Source organism: Aquitalea magnusonii, from assembly GCF_003202035.1.
Lineage (GTDB): Bacteria > Pseudomonadota > Gammaproteobacteria > Burkholderiales > Chromobacteriaceae > Aquitalea > Aquitalea magnusonii.
Genome location: NZ_QJKC01000017.1, coordinates 59,495 through 76,097, shown reverse-complemented (window position 1 = coordinate 76,097; position 16,603 = coordinate 59,495). Strand labels below are relative to the sequence as shown.

Sequence of the window (16,603 nt, the reverse complement as noted above, 5' to 3'; positions counted from 1 at the left end):
AATCGTGCTGGGAGCCCGGTGCAATGCCTTTGCAATGGCCCTGGCACTCTCTCCCTGCTGTTTCATTGCCATGATGAACCCGCGTTCTTCGGCACCGAGGTGCTCATAAGTTCTTTGCATGCAACAACTTAACCTTTAATTGGTTGGTGTTGCACTTAGCTCTTGAAACCGCCGTACTTTCTTTTGGCGAAGCAAAAGCAAAGTACCTCGCCGGCGGGGCGAGACCCGCGAAGTTATCTTTGTCTTTGACTTTGACTTTAAAAGGGAAATTCTTGATGAAAATCCGCTCACGCGGATGATGATTTGAGTGCCGCTTCCGCGCGGCGGATGGGCGCGTTGGTGCGGTGGAAATGAGTCGGTATCTAGCCCGTTAGCACTACCGGAACAGCCTCGGCCCAATCCCACACTTTCAACAAAAAAGGCCCCTCCCGGAGCCTTTACGCGCTGAACGATACCTGTGCTACTGCGCCAGGAAGGGCAGGCTGTAAGACTGCTCACCCAGATGCAGGGTGGCAATCCAGTGACGGCTGCCGGTGGCGCAGACTGGCAGGGTGATGCGTGCCTGCCAGTCCGAACCATCGGCCACAAAACGATAGCGGTTGAAACCCATGTCCATGTCGGCCATGGCAAACTCCACCGCAGGCTGTGCCACCTGCACCCCTTCCAGCCGCAGCGTAAAGGGCTTGCCGTTTTGCGGCGGACTGACAAAGTGCAAGCTGCCACCATCCGGCAAGGCGCAGCGCCCCTGAGCGATATTGCAGGCCAGCAATTGCGGTGCGGCAGGCTGATTCTTGTGTTGCAGATACCACCACACCAGCCCGCCCTTGATGGCGGCCAGCAGCAGCAGGGCCGTACCGATCAGCAGCAGTTTTTTCTGTTGGGCGTTCATCGTCATTGCCAGGCTCCACGCATCAATGCCACACCATGCGCGCCATGCTGACGCGCGGTTTCCAGATCCTGAGCCTGCAGCCCACCCAGCGCATACACCGGCAGCGGCATGCCCGCAGCCAGCACGCTGGCAAAACCGTCCCAGCCCAGCGGCGTGACACCCGGATGGCTGGCCGTCGGCTGGACATGGCCGAGCAAGGCGTAATCCAGACCAAGCAGCCCCGCCTGCTGCAATTCTGCTGCCGAGTGCACCGACGCCCCCACCCAGGCAATATCCGGCCGCTGCGTCAGTTGCCGCAAACGGCTGCCATTCAGATGCACGCCATCCACCGGCCAGCCGGCCAGCCAGGCCGGGTCGGCATTCACCACCACCTTGCCGCCGCGTGCATGCACGATGGCCGCCACTTCGCTGACAAAAGCCTGTAACTGCTGCCGGTCCATGTCCGGTTCGCGTACCTGTACCAGGCCATGGGCCGGGCCGGTAGCCAGTGCCTGCAACTGGGCGGCCACGCCGATTTCATGGGCGCAGGTGATGGCGTACACCGCAGGTAATTGCAGTGACTTCAGTATCGGGCCATTGGCCGGCAGCATGGGCTCGACACTGCTCGGCCCCGGCGGCTGCCAGGCAAACTGCTGGCCCTCTTGCGGCTGTGGCTCGCCCTGCCAGTCCCACACGCGGAAAAAGCGCAAATGGACCGAGGCATGTTCGTAGTGATGCAGCCGGCTCAGCCAGGGTGTGGCATGGGTCACGGTGATGGCCATTTCCTCCTGCAGCTCGCGCACCAGCGCCTGCAGGGCGCTTTCACCAGGCTCTACCTTGCCGCCGGGAAACTCCCAGTAGCCGGCATAAGGTTTGCCCTGCGGCCGGCTGCCCAGCATGAAACTGCCATCCGGGCGCATCAGCACGCCGGCCACCACTTCGATGATCTTGTTGTCAGAATGCATGATTTGTCTTGTCAGCCAATGTTCTGGTCCGCGGTTAATGCTTCGCCCTGGCCACCACCACACCGCTGGCGATAATCAGGGCCCCGCCCAGCCAGGTGCTCATACCCGGCATTTCGGCAAAGAAAAAATACCCCAGCGCTGCCGCCCACAGCAGGATGCTGTATTCCAGCGGAGCCACCGCCGATAGCGGCACATCGCGCAGCGACAGGGCATTGACGAAATTGGCCAGCCCGCCGCTCAGGCCCAGCAACAGCAGCACCAGCCAGTCGGCCAGCCCCGGCCACTGCCAGTCGCGGCCTGCACTCAAGGCACTGAACAGCAGCATCAGCAGCGTCCCCAGCAAGGCAATGGTGGCCGGGCTGTCATGGGCCGACAGCTGACGGGTCAGCAGCGTGGCCAGGGCATAGGACAGGGCCGAGGCCACCGCCAGCAGGCTGTAGGCATTGAACTGCAGGCCGGACAGGCCACACACCACCAGCACCCCGATCAGGCCCAGGCCGACTGCCAGCCATTGCTGCCGCCCCACCTGCTCGCCCAGCCAGAACAGGCCCAGCAGCAGCATGAAGATGGGGTTGGCCAGGGTGATCACCGTTACCGTGGCCAGCGGCAAATGGCGCAAGGCCATGAAGAAGGTGACGATGGTCAGCATCACCACCATCCCGCGCAACAGATGCCGCCATGGCTGTGCCGTGGCCAGCAGCCGGGCCGGGGCGCTGCTGTGGCGCAGCCCCAGCACCAGCAGGATGGGCAGGGCAAACAGCGAGCGGAAGAAGATGATTTCGCCCACTGGATAGCCATGGGTCAGCCATTTGGCGCTGGCATCCATCACCGCCAGCAGAAAAATGGCCAGGCTGTACAGCAGGATGCCGCGGGTGCGGTGTGGCGGCGTGGCCGCCACGCTGGCCACGCTCACTTGCCCAGCTCCGCCTTGCGTTCCCTGGCGCTGCGGCCAGCCCAGTCATTGGCAAATTGCCAGGCCACGCGGCCGGAACGGCTGGCGCGCAGCTGGCTCCATTGCAGCGCCGCGCGTTCGGCCTCGCTGTCCATGGGCAGCTGGAAATGTTCCAGCCAGGTTTTGACCGCGGCCAGATAGGCGTCCTGATCGAAGGGATAAAACGACAGCCACAGGCCAAAGCGGTCGGACAGCGACACTTTTTCCTCGATGGCTTCGCCCGGATGGATTTCGCCATCACTCACCCAGCCCTCGCGGTTTTCGCTGTGTTTTTCCGGCATCAGATGGCGGCGGTTGGAGGTGGCATACACCAGCATGTTTTCCGCCCGCCGTGCCAGGCCGCCATCCAGCGCGGTTTTCAGCGCCTTGTAGGCATCGTCGCCATCTTCAAACGACAGGTCGTCACAGAACAGGATGTAGCGCTCCTTGCGCCCGGCCACCAGCGCCATGATCTCGGCCAGGTCGGACAGATGCTCCTTGTCCACCTCGATGATGCGCAGGCCCTTGTCGGCGAATTCTGGCAGCAGGGCTTTCACCAATGACGATTTGCCAGTGCCGCGCGCGCCGGTCAGCAGCACATTATTGGCCGGTTTGCCTTTGACGAACTGGCGGGTGTTGCGCACCAAGAGCTTGAGCTGGTTGTCGATATGGGTCAGCCGCGCCAGCGGCAGGGTGTGCGGCTGGTTGACGCTCTCCAGCCAGCCGGCCATGCCCTGACGCCGCCAGCGATAGGCTGGTGCGCTCCAGTCCGGCTCGGGCCGGGCCGGAGGCAGCAAGGGTTCGAGACGGGCCAGCAGGGCTTCGGCGCGGGCCAGAAAGGCTTCAAGTTGCTGCATGTCGTTCTCCGGGCAAAAAAACAGGCTGGCACTGCGGCCAACCTGCACGGACGGGATGATGGCGGGCTTAGCCGCGCAGGCTGATGATGGGCCAGCCCTGCTCCTTGGCGTGCTGGCGCAGGGTATCGTCCGGGTCCACCGCCACCGGGTTGCTGACGATGGACAGCAGTGGCAAGTCGTTGTGCGAATCGCTGTAGAAAAAGCTGCGGCCATAGCTGGCCAGCGTCTGGCCGCGTTCGGCCAGCCACATTTCCAGCCGGGTGATCTTGCCGCCCTGGAAGCTGGGCACGCCGGTGTGCTTGCCGGTGTAGCGGCCATCGGCGCTGCGTTCCAGGTCGATGGCGATCAGGTGTTCGTCATCCACGCCCAGTTCGGCGGCGATGGGACCGGTGATGAAACGGTTGGTGGCGGTGATGATGAGGATTTCATCGCCCTGCTGGCGGTGCAGATTGAGCAGGTCGCGCGCGGCTTGCGGAATGATGGGACGGATATGCTCATCCATATAAGCGGCATGCAGTGCTGCCAGCTCGGTGTTGTCGTAACGGGTGAGCGGCTCCAGCGCAAATTCCAGATACTCGCCGATATTCAGCGTGCCGGCCTTGTACTGTTCGTAGAAGTGATTATTGCGGTGATCGTAATAGGCCTGGTCGACAATGCCGCGCTTGATCAGGAAGCGCGGCCATTCGAAATCGGAGTCGCCGATCAGCAGGGTGTTGTCCAGGTCAAACAGGGCCAGATTGCGTGCTTGGGTCATGTGTCGGAAGAACTCGCGGTTTGCAAAACGTTTTTCACCAGCGGCACGGTGATGGGGCGGCGCAGCGCCAGCGAATAGCGGTCCAGCATGTCCAGCATGCCGATCAGGCTGGACAGGTCGCGCCGCCAGTGGGTAAGCAGGTAACGGAACACATCGTCGGCAATCGCCAGCTGGCGGTTGGCGGCATGAGTACGCAGCGCGGCCAGCTTGTCGTCGTCGGACAGGGCCTTCACTTCCAGCACCAGTCCCCAGCCCAGCCGGGTGCGCAGGTCGTCGCGCACGGCGGCGGCCATCGGTGGCTTGCGTCCGGCCATCAATAGCCGGCCCTCGCCACTTTCCTTCAGCGAGTTATAAAAGGAGAACAGGGTGATCTGGTCGTCCGGGGCCAGGTCGTCGACATGGTCCACCGCAATAAAGCTGGCTTCGCGGGCAAAATCCGGCAGATGTTCCTTCTGGCCATCCAGATAGATGGAGGCGCGGCCCAGCCGCTCGGCATGGGCAATCCAGGCTTGCAGCAGGTGGGTCTTGCCACTGCCCGGCTCGCCCCACAGATAGATGAAGCGCTCGCCATCCTCCGCCGTGAGGGCGGTGATCACCTCGCGGTTGCGCTGGGCCAGGAAATTGTCGAAGGCCGGCAGCGGCGTGGGGGTCAGGTCTAGTACTAGCTGGTCCAAGAGTAAGGTCGTGTGGGCCGATTGAAGTCAGACGGTGATTTTACGCCGAGATGGCCTGTTGGCGAAACCGCTGCATGCCATTAGTTTGGCGATTCCAGGCGGATAAAAGCGCGTCAGCGCAGCCCGGCCTGGCATGGCCGGCCCGGCACCGGGGCAGGCCCGGCTAGCCGCCACGGCGCTTTCTGCTGCGCCATTGCAAATTAAGCGCGGCTTTCTGGCAGAAATTCAGTTAAAATACAGTGCTTTCGCATCAGCGAAAGCTTGACGTGAAAATACTTCAAGTTAGCAGAAAGCGAGTTTACCTTGAGCACCCAGTCCCTCAGTTACCGTGATGCAGGCGTGGATATCGACGCCGGCGACGCGCTCGTCGAAAACATCAAGCCCTATGCCAAGCGCACCATGCGCCCGGAAGTTCTCGGTGGTATCGGCGGTTTCGGCGCACTGGTGGAAATTTCCAAAAAGTACAAAGAGCCCGTCCTGGTATCCGGCACCGATGGCGTGGGCACCAAGCTGAAACTCGCCTTTGACTGGAATCGCCACGACACCGTCGGCATCGATCTGGTGGCCATGAGCGTGAACGACATCCTGGTTCAGGGTGCCGAGCCGCTGTTCTTCCTGGATTACTTCGCCTGCGGCAAGCTGGATGTCCCGCAAGCCACCGACGTGATCAAGGGCATTGCCGCTGGTTGCGAACAGGCCGGTTGTGCATTGATTGGCGGCGAAACCGCCGAAATGCCGGGCATGTACCCGGTGGGCGAATACGATCTGGCCGGCTTTGCCGTCGGTGTGGTGGAAAAGAGCCAGGTGATCACCGGCCGTACCATTGTCCCGGGGGACGTGGTGCTGGGCCTGGGTTCCAACGGTGTGCATTCCAATGGCTACAGCCTGGTGCGCAAGATCATCGACCGTGCCCAGCCGGATCTGGACGCCGCCTTTGATGGCGACAAGAGCCTGCGCGATGCGGTGATTGCCCCCACCCGCATCTATGTGAAGCCCCTGCTCAAGCTGATGCAGACCCTGCCGGTCAAAGGCATGGCCCACATCACCGGCGGCGGCATCACCGAAAACACCCCGCGCGTGCTGCCGGACAATGTGGTTGCCCAGCTCGATGCCAATAGCTGGGAACTGCCCAAGCTGTTCCAGTGGCTGCAGAAGGAAGGCAATGTCGACAGCCAGGAAATGTACCGTACCTTCAACTGCGGCATCGGCATGGTGGTGATCGTGGCCGAAGAGCATGTGGCTGCCGCCACCGCCCTGCTGCAGCAGGAAGGCGAAACCGTACACCGTCTGGGCAGCGTGCGCGCCCGCAACGGTGACGAACACCAGACCCAGATTTCCTGAGTCTGGCAGTGACACCGAACGGCGCCGCTAGCATTGCTGGCGGCGCTTGTTTTTTTACCGGCGACATCCAGCAGCCCATAGTGCAACCATGAAAAACATCGTCATCCTGATTTCCGGTCGCGGCTCGAACATGCAGGCCATTGTCGAGGCCAATATCCCGGCAGCGCGCATCGCCGCGGTGCTGTCTAACCGTCCCGACGCCGCCGGCCTCGCCTGGGCGGCAGAGCGGGGCATTGCCACGGCAGTGGTGGACCACAAGCAGTTTGCCAGCCGCGAAGCATTTGATGCACAGCTGGCGCAAGTGATAGACGGCTACCAGCCCGACCTGGTGGTGCTGGCCGGCTTCATGCGCATTCTCACGGCAGACTTCACCCGCCGCTACGAAGGCCGCATGCTCAACATCCACCCCTCGCTGCTGCCCGCCTTTCCCGGCCTGCACACCCATGCGCGGGCACTGGAAATGGGCTGCAAGGTAGCCGGCTGCACCGTGCACTTTGTCACCGCCGAACTGGACCACGGCCCCATCGTGGCCCAGGGCGTGGTGACCCTGCAGGACGACGACACCCCGGACAGCGTGGCCGCGCGGGTATTGCAGCTGGAACACCAGCTCTACCCGGCTGCCGTGCGCCGCTTTGTGGCTGGCGAACTGCAGATTGTCGATGGCAAGGTGGCCTCCCCCGCCCAGCCGGCCGCCAGCCTGCTGGCACCTGCGCCCTGAGTGATCGGCTCCGGCATGAAATCGTCGCTGCGGATATTCATCCTGGCCCTGCTGGCTTCCCTGCTGCTGCATGTGGCCATGCTGGGCTCCGGCCTGCTGCCGGAAAGCACGATAGCATTGCCGCCCGATCAGGCCCTGCGCAAGATCGATGTAAAAATGCAGGCGCTGCAGCTGGAACAAGCCACGCCACCTGCCACGCCCACCGCCAGACTGCTGCCCGGCGGGCCGGCAAGAGCCGTGAGCGGGCACAAGGCAAAGCGCCATCACGATGCCTCGGCAGCGCACGCCAAAGCGGAGCAAGCCCCGGCAGCAGAACAAGCAGCCGAGACGGAGGACGCCAGCCAGCCGCTGGCGGAACAGGCCAATAGCCACCAGCCAGGCGCGGCCAGTGCGCCGGCAACGGCCCATGCCGCAAAAGCGGACAAGACTGAGCCGCATGAGCACACCGTCGACGCCAGCGCCCCGGCCGCCACCGTGGCGGACAGGCCGGCCGGTTATCTGACACCGCTGACCGCCCAGCACCGTTTCCCGGCGCAGGCCCAGCTGGGTTATCAGACCTTCTACAACAACGCCATGGTCGGCAGTGGTGGCCTTGACTGGCAACATGGCCCGAACAGTTATACGCTGGAGATTCGCTTCAACCCGGTTATCGGCGGGAAGCGGCGCTATCTTTCACAAGGCCGGTTAAACCAGCACGGCCTACAGCCGGACAGCCTGCAAGCCTGGGTAGGCCATGAGGCCAAGGAATCCGCCCGCTTTGACTGGGCAGCCGGCACCCTGCACTTTGGCGATCAGGGCGACAAGGAAGTCGCCCTGCGCGCCGGCGCACAAGATGTATTCAGCCTGGCCTTCCAGCTGGGGCTGAAGGGCGGCCAGCTTGGCTCCGCCCCCTTGCAGATCACCACTGGGAAAAAGGTCTATGAATATCCGATGACCCCCAGTGGCGAAACCGATTACGACACCGGCTCCGGCAAGATCCGGGTGATAGTGTTCCGCGCCAAGGGCGAGGATGACATCACCGAATTCTGGCTGGCTCCGGATTTCGCCAACCTGCCGGTGCGCATTTCGCGCACTGACAAGAGCAAACGGGTAGAACTGCGCGCCGTGCTGATCAATATTGACGGCACCGAGCAATGGCGCCTGCCCGCTCGCCCCATGACCCGGAATAACCGTTAATGAATATCAGCCATAGCCAACTGAAACACATCGAAAACGTCATCGGCCAGATGATCCGCTTTGACCGCCCGGCCGATGCCGTGCTGTCCGCCTACTTCCGTGAAAACGTGAAGCTGGGTTCCAACGACCGTCACCTGATTGCCGAAACCGCCTTTGGCTGCCTGCGCCGCCTGATCCAGTTCCGCGCGCTGATCGCCCCGGAAAAGGCCAGCCCGCGCCGGCTGGCCATGGTGGCGCTGATGCGCCTGCAAAAGCTCAATATCAAGGAACTGGCCGACGCCACCAGCGCCGGTGAGCGCGAATGGCTGAGCAGCGTCAAGGGCAAGCAGCTGGACGACAACCTGTCCATCGCCGCCGAACTGCCGGAATGGGTGATCGAGCGCCTGGCGGAAAAAGACCCGAAAGACGTGCTGGCGCTGGGCCTGGGCCTGATGGAGCCGGCGCCGCTGGATCTGCGCGTCAACACCATGAAGATGAAGCGCGACGAAGTGATGGACCGCCTGCGCGCCGACGGCATGCCGTGCGAGCCCACCCCCTACTCGCCCATCGGCATCCGTCTGCAAGACAAGCCGGCGCTGTCCAAGTACGAGCTGTTCAAGTCCGGTGTCATCGAAGTGCAGGACGAAGGCAGCCAGCTGCTGGGCCTGATCACCGGTGCCCGTCGTGGTGAAATGGTGGTGGATTTCTGTGCCGGAGCCGGTGGCAAGACCCTGCTGCTGGGCAACCAGATGGCCTCCAGCGGCCGTCTGTACGCCTTCGATGTATCGGAAAAACGCCTGGCCAACCTCAAGCCGCGCCTGGCCCGCTCCGGCCTGTCCAATGTGCACCCGCAGCTGCTGGCGCATGAAAACGACAGCAAGGTAAAACGCCTGGCGGGCAAGGCCGACCGCGTGCTGGTGGATGCGCCGTGTTCCGGCCTGGGCACCTTGCGCCGCAATCCGGACCTGAAATTCCGCCAGAGCCCGGAAAGCGTGGCCGAGCTGAACGTCAAGCAAACCGCCATCCTGGCCTCGGCCGCGCGCCTGGTGAAAGTGGGCGGCCGTCTGGTGTACGCCACCTGCAGCCTGCTGCCGCAGGAAAACCGCGACATCGTCGAAGCCTTCCTGGCCGCCCACCCGGACTTTGTCCTGCTGCCGATGGATGAAGCGCTGGCCGAACAGAAGATCCCGCTACAGATTGGCGACTATCTGGAATTGAAGCCGCACCTGCATAATTCCGACGGTTTCTTCGCAGCGGTTCTGGTCAGGAAAGGTAATTGACCTTATCATCGAGTATTAGCAAAGTCGAAAATACCGTTTCATATCAAACGATGTGTCACGCGGCTTTGCTCAGCTCTCGATAAACCGCCACGGAGTTCCCTCCCCCATGTCCGACACCAGAGTCGCCCGGCGCCTGGGCCAGCACGGCCTGCGCGCCAGCCGCCGCCTGAGATATCTGTATTTGTCCATGGCACTGTGGCGACGTCGGGCTCCGATCTGGATTGCTGCCATTCTGATTGGCCTGGTGGCGGCAGTGTTTGCCAATGGCAGCCATCTGTCGCACGAACTGTTCTACCAGATCTACGACCAGTCGCCCTACTGGGCCCTGCTGATCACCCCGGCCGGGCTGGGTTTGTCGGTATGGCTGCTGCGCACCTTCTTCGATGGTGCCGGCGGCGGTGGCATTCCGCAAACCATCATTGCCATGCAGCCGGGCATGCACGCCTTGCGCGCGCGCATACTCACCATGCGCGCCGCCGTGGGCAAGATGGTATTGACGCTGATCGGCGTGGGCTGTGGCTCCACCATGGGCTATGAAGGCCCCATCGTGCAGGTGGGGGCCGCCATCAAGTACTCGCTCAACCGCGAGGCTGCCCTGCGCCATGAGGGCGTGGCACGCAGCTTTATCCTGGCGGGCGCAGCGGCCGGTGTGGCGGCGGCCTTCAATACCCCGCTGGCCGGCATCGTGTTCGCCATCGAGGAAATGGGCCGCACCTTCGACCAGCGCGCCAGCTCCACCATCCTGTTGTCGGTCATCCTGGCCGGTATTACCGCCATTGCGGTACTGGGTGATTACAACTACTTCGGCGTGGTGTCGGTGGTGCTGGAGCTGCGCTCGGGCTGGATGGCCATTCCGGTGTGCGGCATTGTCGGCGGCATCATCGGCGGTCTGACCTCGCGCGCCATCCTGACACTGGCCCATCACCTGCCCGGCCCGCTGCACGGCTGGCGCATCAACTACCCCATCCTGTTTGCCATTGCCTGCGGCCTGTTGCTGGCGGTCATCGGCATTGCCAGCGACGGCATCACCTTCGGCACCGGCTATTTCCGCGCCAAGGAGATCATCGAAGGCGGTGGCAGCAGCATGCAGGAGTACGGCATTCTCAAGCTGGTTTCGCTGATCATCACCTATATCAGCGGTGCTCCCGGCGGCATGTTCGCCCCCTCGCTGGCGGTGGGAGCGGGCTTTGGCCTGAACATGTCCTTGCTGCTGCCCTCGCTGCCGCAGGCGGCCATGGTACTGCTGGGCATGGTGGCGTTTTTCTCCGGCATGACCCGCGCGCCGATGACCGGCTTTGTCATCGTGATGGAAATGACCTCTTCGTCGTCCACCATGATCATTCCGCTGATGGCCACGGCGCTGGTGGCGGCCAACGTGTCGCGCTTCATGAACCGCCACGCCCTGTACGACGGCCAGGCCGAAATATTCCTGCGCCAGTTGCGCGCACGTCATCAGGCAAATTGACCAGCGCAGCCGGCTTACGTACAATAACCCATCGTTTCAGTCAAGTATTGAGGGCAAACCCGCTGTTTGCCCGTTCACCGCAAGGAATTCCTCATGGATACCCAGGACATCATCAAGCAGACCGTTACCGAGAACCCGGTTGTGCTGTTCATGAAAGGCTCGGCCCAGTTCCCGCAGTGCGGCTTCTCCTCGCGCGCGGTCCAGATTCTGAAAGCCTGTGGCGTGGAAAACATCAAGACCGTCGACGTGCTGCAGGACGCCGAAATCCGCCAGGGCATCAAGGAATTCTCCAACTGGCCGACCATTCCGCAGCTCTACGTCAAGGGCGAGTTCATCGGTGGCTCGGACATCATGTACGAAATGTACCAGTCCGGCGAATTGCAGGAAGTGCTGCAAGGGCTGTAAGCCACGCCCACCATGGCAAGCAGAGCAAACCCGGCCCCGGCCGGGTTTTTCTTTGCCGGCACGCCGCATCGATGCACACAAGCAGGGCGCGCACATGCCCAGACCCGCCGATTTTCTCCGGACCGCACGACAAGTTCATATCCACTACCGCCTGACTGTCTTACAATTCAGCAAACAGCCTACTGCCGGCAGCCCGCTGCCCTATCCCGACCGGATACCGCCATGACACCTTCACAAGCTGCGGGCTTTCTTGCCCAAACCGAACACCTCACCGGCCACGCCACCAGCGACAGTGGTGGTGCCATGCCCATCGATGAAATCTGGAAAGCACTGGTCAACGACCAGCTGGTGCCGTATTTCCAGCCCATTGTCGATATCCGCGACCGCCGTGTCATCGGCGCCGAGGCGCTGGCGCGCTGGCGCCATCCGGCACTGGGCGTGCTCTCGCCCATCACCTTCGTGCCGGTGATGGAAGAGCGCGGCATGATACGCGAGCTGACCGAGCTGATCCTGGAAAAATCGCTGTATGCCTGCCGCGACTGGCTGGACCAGGGGCAGGCATTGCAGGTATCGATCAATCTGTCCGCCCAGTTGCTGGCCGACCCGCAGCTGGCCGGGCATCTGGCCCAGAAAACCAGGCTGGCCGGCCTGCAGCCGGCAAACCTGACCCTGGAATTTTCCGAAAGCACCCTGCGCCAGCACTGGGCCATGGCCGACACCCAGCTGCAGGCGCTGCGCCAGGCAGGCTTTGGCGTGATGGTGGATGAATTCGGCATTGGCACCGGTCTGACCGACAAGCTGCAGAGCAGCCATTTCAGCGGTCTGAAAATCGACCGTGCCTTTGTACATGGCGCCGGCGACAACCAGCACCTGCGGGCCATTCTGGGCGAGGCACTGGCACTGGCCCAGGCCGGCGGCCTGAGCACGGTGGGCATGGGGGTGGAGGATGCGACCGATCTGTCCGTACTGAGCGAACTGGGCTGCCATGCGGTGCAGGGCTATATCTGTGCGGCACCACTGCCGGCCTCAGGGTTAATCCCGTGGATTTCCCAGTGGGAAAAGCGGTAGAATATCGCCCCATACCTCATTCAAAGACCGGCCATGGCAACCAGGCCGGTTTCGCATATCTGAAACAAGCTGCCCCTGCGCTCCACAACATCGCAACCGGCAGCTTTTTCGCAAGGTTTGGGACCAAGCATGAACATCCACGTAGTCAACCATCCGCTGGTACAGCACAAACTCGGCCTGTTGCGCGAGGGCGATATCAGCACCATGAAATTCCGCCAGCTCACCCAAGAACTGGCGCGTCTGCTGGCTTATGAAGCCACCCGCGATTTTGAACTGGAAGCCACCACCATCGACGGCTGGTGCGGCAAGATCGACATCCAGCAGATCAAGGGCAAGAAAGTCACCGTGGTCCCCATCCTGCGCGCCGGCATCGGCATGCTGGACGGCGTGCTCGACCTGGTGCCGTCGGCCAAGATCAGCGTGGTGGGCCTGGCCCGCAACGAAGAAACGCTGGAACCGGTGTCCTATTTCGAAAAATTCGTCGACAGCCTGGATGAGCGCATCGCCATCATCATCGATCCGATGCTGGCCACCGGCGGCTCCATGGTGGCCACCATCGAACTGCTCAAGCGCAAGGGCTGCAAGCAGATCAAGGCGGTGGTGATGGTGGCGGCACCGGAAGGCGTGAAGGTGGTGAACGATGCCCACCCCGACGTGCAGCTGTATGCCGCCTCGCTGGACAGCCATCTGAATGAAAATGGCTACATCATTCCGGGTCTGGGTGATGCCGGTGACAAGATCTTCGGCACCAAGCACGCCTGAGTTTGCCGGGAATAGTTAGCACGCCGCTCGTCCGTACCGGAAGGGCGGCGTTTTTGCAGCCAGCCGCCAAAGGAAAGAAGGGAAAGGGATGAACGCCCATCAACAGATCGACAACGACTTTCTGCTGCGCTTTCCTGACGGCCTGCAAGATGCGCAGTGGCAGGCACTGGCCAAAAAGCACCGCAGCGTGGATAGCGTCATCCAGCTGTGCCAGCAGGGGCTGACGGCCGAGCGGCTGCAACAGGCCATCGCCAGCCAGCGCTATGCCGACATCACCGAAACCTGCCGCCAGATCATTGGCCGCAGCACCACGGTCAGCACCTTCGAGAAGATGGCCTTCCGCAATTATCTGGGCTTTCGCGATGTGCATGCCGCCTTTGTCGCTGCGCTCTATCGCTTGCTGCACCAGTTTGGCCCGGACAGTTTTGCCGATTTTGTCGAAGTGCTGCAGCTGTGCCGCAATGATGGCAATGCCAATCCGGCCAAGTGGCCGGTGGTGACCTGCTTTCTGGCCTATAGCCGGCCCGACGAGCATGTGTGCATCAAGCCCACCACCATCAAGAAAGTGGCGGCGCGGCTGGAAGTGGACATTGCCTACCGGCCGCTACCCAACTTTGACACCTATCAGCGGGTGCAGGCCATGGTGCAGGACTTCCGCCAGCACAGCCGGCTGGCACAGCAGCAAAACAACATCATTGCCCAGGCCATCATGTATTGCACGGTCTGAGTCAGCGTCAGGCCGTATTTGCTTTTAACAAAAACAGGGAAACCCCATTATGTTCCAACACGTGAAGGTGGCCATCTCCGGCGCCCAGATCCTGTTCGTCGCATTCGGCGCACTGGTTCTGGTACCGCTGCTGACCGGCCTCAACCCCGCCATGGCGCTGCTCGGCGCCGGCATCGGCACCTTGCTGTTCCAGCTGTGTACCGGGCGTCAGGTGCCCATTTTCCTGGGTAGCTCGTTTGCCTTTATCGGCCCCATCATCTATTCCATGCATACCTGGGGTCAGGGTGCCACCATGTTCGGCCTGTTTGCCGCCGGTTTCATGTATTTCGTGTTTGCTGCCATCGTGCGCTGGCGCGGCATGGAGCTGGTCAACAAGCTGCTGCCGCCGGTGGTGATCGGTCCGGTGATCATGATCATCGGTCTGTCGGTCGCCACCGCAGCCTCCGGCATGGCCATGGGCCAGGCGGGTGGCAAGCAGATCATGCCCTATGAAACCTCCATGCTGCTGGCGGCCATTTCGCTGGCCACCACGGTCATCGTGTCCATTTACGCCCGTGGCATGTTCAAGCTGGTGCCGATTCTGGCCGGTGTCACCGTGGGCTATATCGCCGCTGCTTTCCTGGGCGTGGTGGATTTTGCCAAGCTGGCCAATGCGCCGTGGTTTGCCGCACCGGTATTCCACAGCCCCGAGGTCAACTGGTCGGCCGCGCTGTTCATGCTGCCGGTGGCGATTGCCCCGTCCATCGAGCATATCGGTGGCGTGATGGCCATTGGCGGTGTCACTGGCAAGGACTTCACCAAGACGCCGGGCCTGCATCGCACGCTGATGGGTGATGGCCTGGGCGTGTGCGTGGCCGGCCTGATCGGCGGCCCGCCGGTGACGACCTATGCCGAGGTGACCGGCGCGGTGATGATTACCCGCAACTTCAACCCGGTGACCATGACCTGGGCCGCCGTATTTGCCATCTGCATGGCTTTCTTCGGCAAGTTCAATGCCCTGCTGCAATCCATCCCCATGCCGGTAATGGGCGGCATCATGGTGCTGCTGTTCGGCACTATCGCCTCCATTGGTTTGAAGACCCTGATCGAGGCCAAGGTGGACCTGATGCAGCCGCGCAATCTGGTGATCATCTCGGTGGTGCTGACCGCTGGTATCGGCGGCCTGACGCTGAAACTGGGCGGGCTGGAGCTGGCCGGCGTCGGCCTGTGCTCCATTCTGGCCATGGCGCTCAATCTGATTCTGCCGAAATCGGCAGCGCATCATGATGGCATTGTCGAAGGGCAGGACATCTGAACACCTGACCTGGCTGCAATACAGACAAAAGCGCGGGCTTACCGCGCTTTTTCTTTATATAAATCAGAGACGTCGCAATATTACCGCTTCATGTCCGGATCATGAACGACCACCGCGCCGACCTATTGGATAATGTCGACACTTTGTTGAAGTTTTTTCAGGGCTTGTTGTGCATCATCAGGCCACTGCCGTCAGGGCAGACAGCAAACTCCTTTGTTGTGTTGTGATTGAAAACGCCATCTTGCGATGGCGTTATTTTTTTGTCTTGCGCTCAAGCCTGCGCTGCAGGTGAGCTGGCACGCAGCCTGGCCATTTTCAGGACATCTTCATAGCGACCATTGCGCAGGGCGTAAGCGCGCAAACGGGCCTCTTCGACAAAGCCGCACTTGTGGTACAGCGCCAGTGCAGCCGCATTATCCTCAAATACCGTCAGCTCCACCCGGTGCAGGCCCAGCCAGTTATCCGCCAGGTCCAGCATGGCCTGCAGCAAGGCCCTGCCCACCCCCTGCCCCTGCCATTCACGCTGTACCGCCATGCCCAGGTGGGCGCCGTGCGCCAGTCGGGGAGCGCTTTCCCGCCATAGTGAACCGTGGGCAATCACCTGGCCCGCCGCCGTTTCCAGCAACAGCGCATGGTGCAGCGGATCGCTACCCGCCAGCCGCTGTTGCCACAGCTGCAGGGAGGGATAAGGCAGCTGCAGGGTATTGCCGTAACAGAGCGGATCGCTCATCAGTGCGCGCAGTGCCGCGGCATCCGCCGGACCCGGTTTGCGAATGTGATACCGGCTCATGCCTGCCCTCCTGCCGGCCAGTGCAGCCGTGCCATCACCACACTGTCCACATAGCGCCCGTCCTGCAGGATGTCCTGGCGCACCACGCCTTCATGCTGGAAGCCAAAGCGCTCGTACAGCGCAATGGCGCGCTGGTTGTCCCGCTGCGCCATCAGTTGCAGCCGGATCAGCCCCAGCCAGTTGTCGGACAGCTCCAGCAAGGCCTGCATCAGTGCACGCCCCACGCCCTTGCCCTGCCATTCGTCGCGGACCAGCAGGAACAGGTCGGCCACGTGGCGGCAACGCGCTTGCGGCAGGATGGTGAGCCCGGCGCTGGCAATCACTTCGTCGGCAGCATCACAGGCCACCAGCCAGTGACAGGAGGAGGACAGCTGCTGCAATTTTTGCTGCCAGTCGGCAGCCGACTGATAGGGCTGTTGCGAGGTATGGCGGACCACGCCGGGGGCGGATTGCAAGCGCGCCATGGCGGCGGCGTCTTCCGGCTCGATGCGGCGGATATGAAAACTCATGCGGCAATGCTCCTGTAAGGCAGGTTCCAGCCAGATAGCA

The 16,603-nt window shown here is 62.2% G+C and carries 19 protein-coding genes; 10 read left to right on the top strand and 9 right to left on the bottom strand.

Annotated elements, in window-relative coordinates; genetic code table 11:
- The 7 genes from DFR38_RS21910 to hda all read right to left on the bottom strand — a co-directional run.
- A partial coding sequence (locus tag DFR38_RS21910) for a helix-turn-helix domain-containing protein (protein ID WP_146215956.1) occupies positions 1-120 on the bottom strand: 120 nt, incomplete at its 3' end.
- Positions 121-460: 340 nt separating this feature from the next.
- The gene (locus tag DFR38_RS16790) at positions 461-895 is read right to left on the bottom strand and encodes a hypothetical protein (protein ID WP_233170397.1); all 435 of its coding nucleotides are present in this window, start codon (positions 893-895) and stop codon (positions 461-463) included.
- Entirely contained in the window at positions 892-1,833 is a 942-nt protein-coding gene (locus tag DFR38_RS16785; protein WP_059285548.1) for a Nudix family hydrolase, read from the bottom strand. The genes DFR38_RS16790 and DFR38_RS16785 overlap by 4 nt, the downstream gene beginning before the upstream one ends.
- A gap of 34 nt (positions 1,834-1,867) precedes the next feature.
- Positions 1,868-2,746 (bottom strand): DMT family transporter, encoded by an 879-nt coding sequence (locus DFR38_RS16780; protein WP_059285547.1) that lies wholly within the window; start codon positions 2,744-2,746, stop codon positions 1,868-1,870.
- A complete protein-coding gene (locus tag DFR38_RS16775) occupies positions 2,743-3,621 on the bottom strand; it encodes an ATP-binding protein (protein WP_059285550.1) in 879 nt (292 codons plus the stop codon). Before DFR38_RS16775 ends, DFR38_RS16780 begins: the two co-directional genes overlap by 4 nt.
- 67 nt (positions 3,622-3,688) lie before the next feature.
- Positions 3,689-4,375 (bottom strand): histidinol-phosphatase, encoded by a 687-nt coding sequence (locus DFR38_RS16770; protein WP_059285546.1) that lies wholly within the window; start codon positions 4,373-4,375, stop codon positions 3,689-3,691.
- Entirely contained in the window at positions 4,372-5,049 is a 678-nt protein-coding gene (gene hda, locus DFR38_RS16765; RefSeq protein WP_045847287.1) for a DnaA regulatory inactivator Hda, read from the bottom strand. Before hda ends, DFR38_RS16770 begins: the two co-directional genes overlap by 4 nt.
- A 303-nt stretch (positions 5,050-5,352) precedes the next feature.
- Between hda and purM the strand changes: the two genes are divergently transcribed.
- From purM to DFR38_RS16715, 10 genes are all read left to right on the top strand, one after another.
- The gene (gene purM / locus DFR38_RS16760; RefSeq protein WP_059285545.1) at positions 5,353-6,390 is read left to right on the top strand and encodes a phosphoribosylformylglycinamidine cyclo-ligase; all 1,038 of its coding nucleotides are present in this window, start codon (positions 5,353-5,355) and stop codon (positions 6,388-6,390) included.
- Positions 6,391-6,478: 88 nt separating this feature from the next.
- The gene (gene purN / locus DFR38_RS16755) at positions 6,479-7,108 is read left to right on the top strand and encodes a phosphoribosylglycinamide formyltransferase (RefSeq protein ID WP_059285544.1); all 630 of its coding nucleotides are present in this window, start codon (positions 6,479-6,481) and stop codon (positions 7,106-7,108) included.
- Positions 7,109-7,123: 15 nt separating this feature from the next.
- Positions 7,124-8,284: a DUF3108 domain-containing protein gene (locus DFR38_RS16750; RefSeq protein WP_146215998.1), complete on the top strand. Its 1,161-nt coding sequence runs from the start codon at positions 7,124-7,126 to the stop codon at positions 8,282-8,284.
- 5 nt (positions 8,285-8,289) lie between these two features.
- On the top strand, positions 8,290-9,543 hold the full coding sequence (locus DFR38_RS16745) for an RsmB/NOP family class I SAM-dependent RNA methyltransferase (protein ID WP_199052889.1): 1,254 nt from the start codon (positions 8,290-8,292) through the stop codon (positions 9,541-9,543).
- A gap of 106 nt (positions 9,544-9,649) precedes the next feature.
- A complete protein-coding gene (locus DFR38_RS16740) occupies positions 9,650-11,008 on the top strand; it encodes a chloride channel protein (RefSeq protein WP_110313651.1) in 1,359 nt (452 codons plus the stop codon).
- 93 nt (positions 11,009-11,101) lie between these two features.
- Entirely contained in the window at positions 11,102-11,413 is a 312-nt protein-coding gene (gene grxD / locus DFR38_RS16735; protein WP_059285540.1) for a Grx4 family monothiol glutaredoxin, read from the top strand.
- Positions 11,414-11,635: 222 nt separating this feature from the next.
- Complete coding sequence (locus DFR38_RS16730) at positions 11,636-12,481, top strand: EAL domain-containing protein (protein ID WP_082693362.1); 846 nt, start codon at positions 11,636-11,638, stop codon at positions 12,479-12,481.
- 129 nt (positions 12,482-12,610) lie between these two features.
- Positions 12,611-13,243: a uracil phosphoribosyltransferase gene (gene upp, locus DFR38_RS16725; RefSeq protein WP_059285539.1), complete on the top strand. Its 633-nt coding sequence runs from the start codon at positions 12,611-12,613 to the stop codon at positions 13,241-13,243.
- Positions 13,244-13,331: 88 nt separating this feature from the next.
- A complete protein-coding gene (locus DFR38_RS16720) occupies positions 13,332-13,970 on the top strand; it encodes a hypothetical protein (RefSeq protein ID WP_059285538.1) in 639 nt (212 codons plus the stop codon).
- A gap of 49 nt (positions 13,971-14,019) precedes the next feature.
- Positions 14,020-15,264 (top strand): uracil-xanthine permease family protein, encoded by a 1,245-nt coding sequence (locus DFR38_RS16715; protein WP_059285537.1) that lies wholly within the window; start codon positions 14,020-14,022, stop codon positions 15,262-15,264.
- A 271-nt stretch (positions 15,265-15,535) separates the two neighbouring features.
- Here DFR38_RS16715 and DFR38_RS16710 read toward each other — a convergent pair whose 3' ends face one another.
- Positions 15,536-16,054, bottom strand: a complete 519-nt coding sequence (locus DFR38_RS16710) for a GNAT family N-acetyltransferase (protein WP_059285536.1) — start codon at positions 16,052-16,054, stop codon at positions 15,536-15,538.
- Positions 16,051-16,563, bottom strand: a complete 513-nt coding sequence (locus DFR38_RS16705) for a GNAT family N-acetyltransferase (RefSeq protein ID WP_059285535.1) — start codon at positions 16,561-16,563, stop codon at positions 16,051-16,053. Before DFR38_RS16705 ends, DFR38_RS16710 begins: the two co-directional genes overlap by 4 nt.
- Positions 16,564-16,603: the final 40 nt, after the last annotated feature.

Bases quoted from the DNA above. Each gene is read 5' to 3' on its own strand.
- DFR38_RS16790 (WP_233170397.1), bottom strand. From the start codon at position 895: ATGACGATGAACGCCCAACAGAAAAAACTGCTGCTGATCGGTACGGCC.
- DFR38_RS16785 (WP_059285548.1), bottom strand. From the start codon at position 1,833: ATGCATTCTGACAACAAGATCATCGAAGTGGTGGCCGGCGTGCTGATG.
- DFR38_RS16775 (WP_059285550.1), bottom strand. From the start codon at position 3,621: ATGCAGCAACTTGAAGCCTTTCTGGCCCGCGCCGAAGCCCTGCTGGCC.
- DFR38_RS16770 (WP_059285546.1), bottom strand. From the start codon at position 4,375: ATGACCCAAGCACGCAATCTGGCCCTGTTTGACCTGGACAACACCCTG.
- purN (WP_059285544.1), top strand. From the start codon at position 6,479: ATGAAAAACATCGTCATCCTGATTTCCGGTCGCGGCTCGAACATGCAG.
- DFR38_RS16750 (WP_146215998.1), top strand. From the start codon at position 7,124: ATGAAATCGTCGCTGCGGATATTCATCCTGGCCCTGCTGGCTTCCCTG.
- DFR38_RS16740 (WP_110313651.1), top strand. From the start codon at position 9,650: ATGTCCGACACCAGAGTCGCCCGGCGCCTGGGCCAGCACGGCCTGCGC.
- grxD (WP_059285540.1), top strand. From the start codon at position 11,102: ATGGATACCCAGGACATCATCAAGCAGACCGTTACCGAGAACCCGGTT.
- DFR38_RS16730 (WP_082693362.1), top strand. From the start codon at position 11,636: ATGACACCTTCACAAGCTGCGGGCTTTCTTGCCCAAACCGAACACCTC.
- upp (WP_059285539.1), top strand. From the start codon at position 12,611: ATGAACATCCACGTAGTCAACCATCCGCTGGTACAGCACAAACTCGGC.
- DFR38_RS16720 (WP_059285538.1), top strand. From the start codon at position 13,332: ATGAACGCCCATCAACAGATCGACAACGACTTTCTGCTGCGCTTTCCT.
- DFR38_RS16715 (WP_059285537.1), top strand. From the start codon at position 14,020: ATGTTCCAACACGTGAAGGTGGCCATCTCCGGCGCCCAGATCCTGTTC.
- DFR38_RS16710 (WP_059285536.1), bottom strand. From the start codon at position 16,054: ATGAGCCGGTATCACATTCGCAAACCGGGTCCGGCGGATGCCGCGGCA.
- DFR38_RS16705 (WP_059285535.1), bottom strand. From the start codon at position 16,563: ATGAGTTTTCATATCCGCCGCATCGAGCCGGAAGACGCCGCCGCCATG.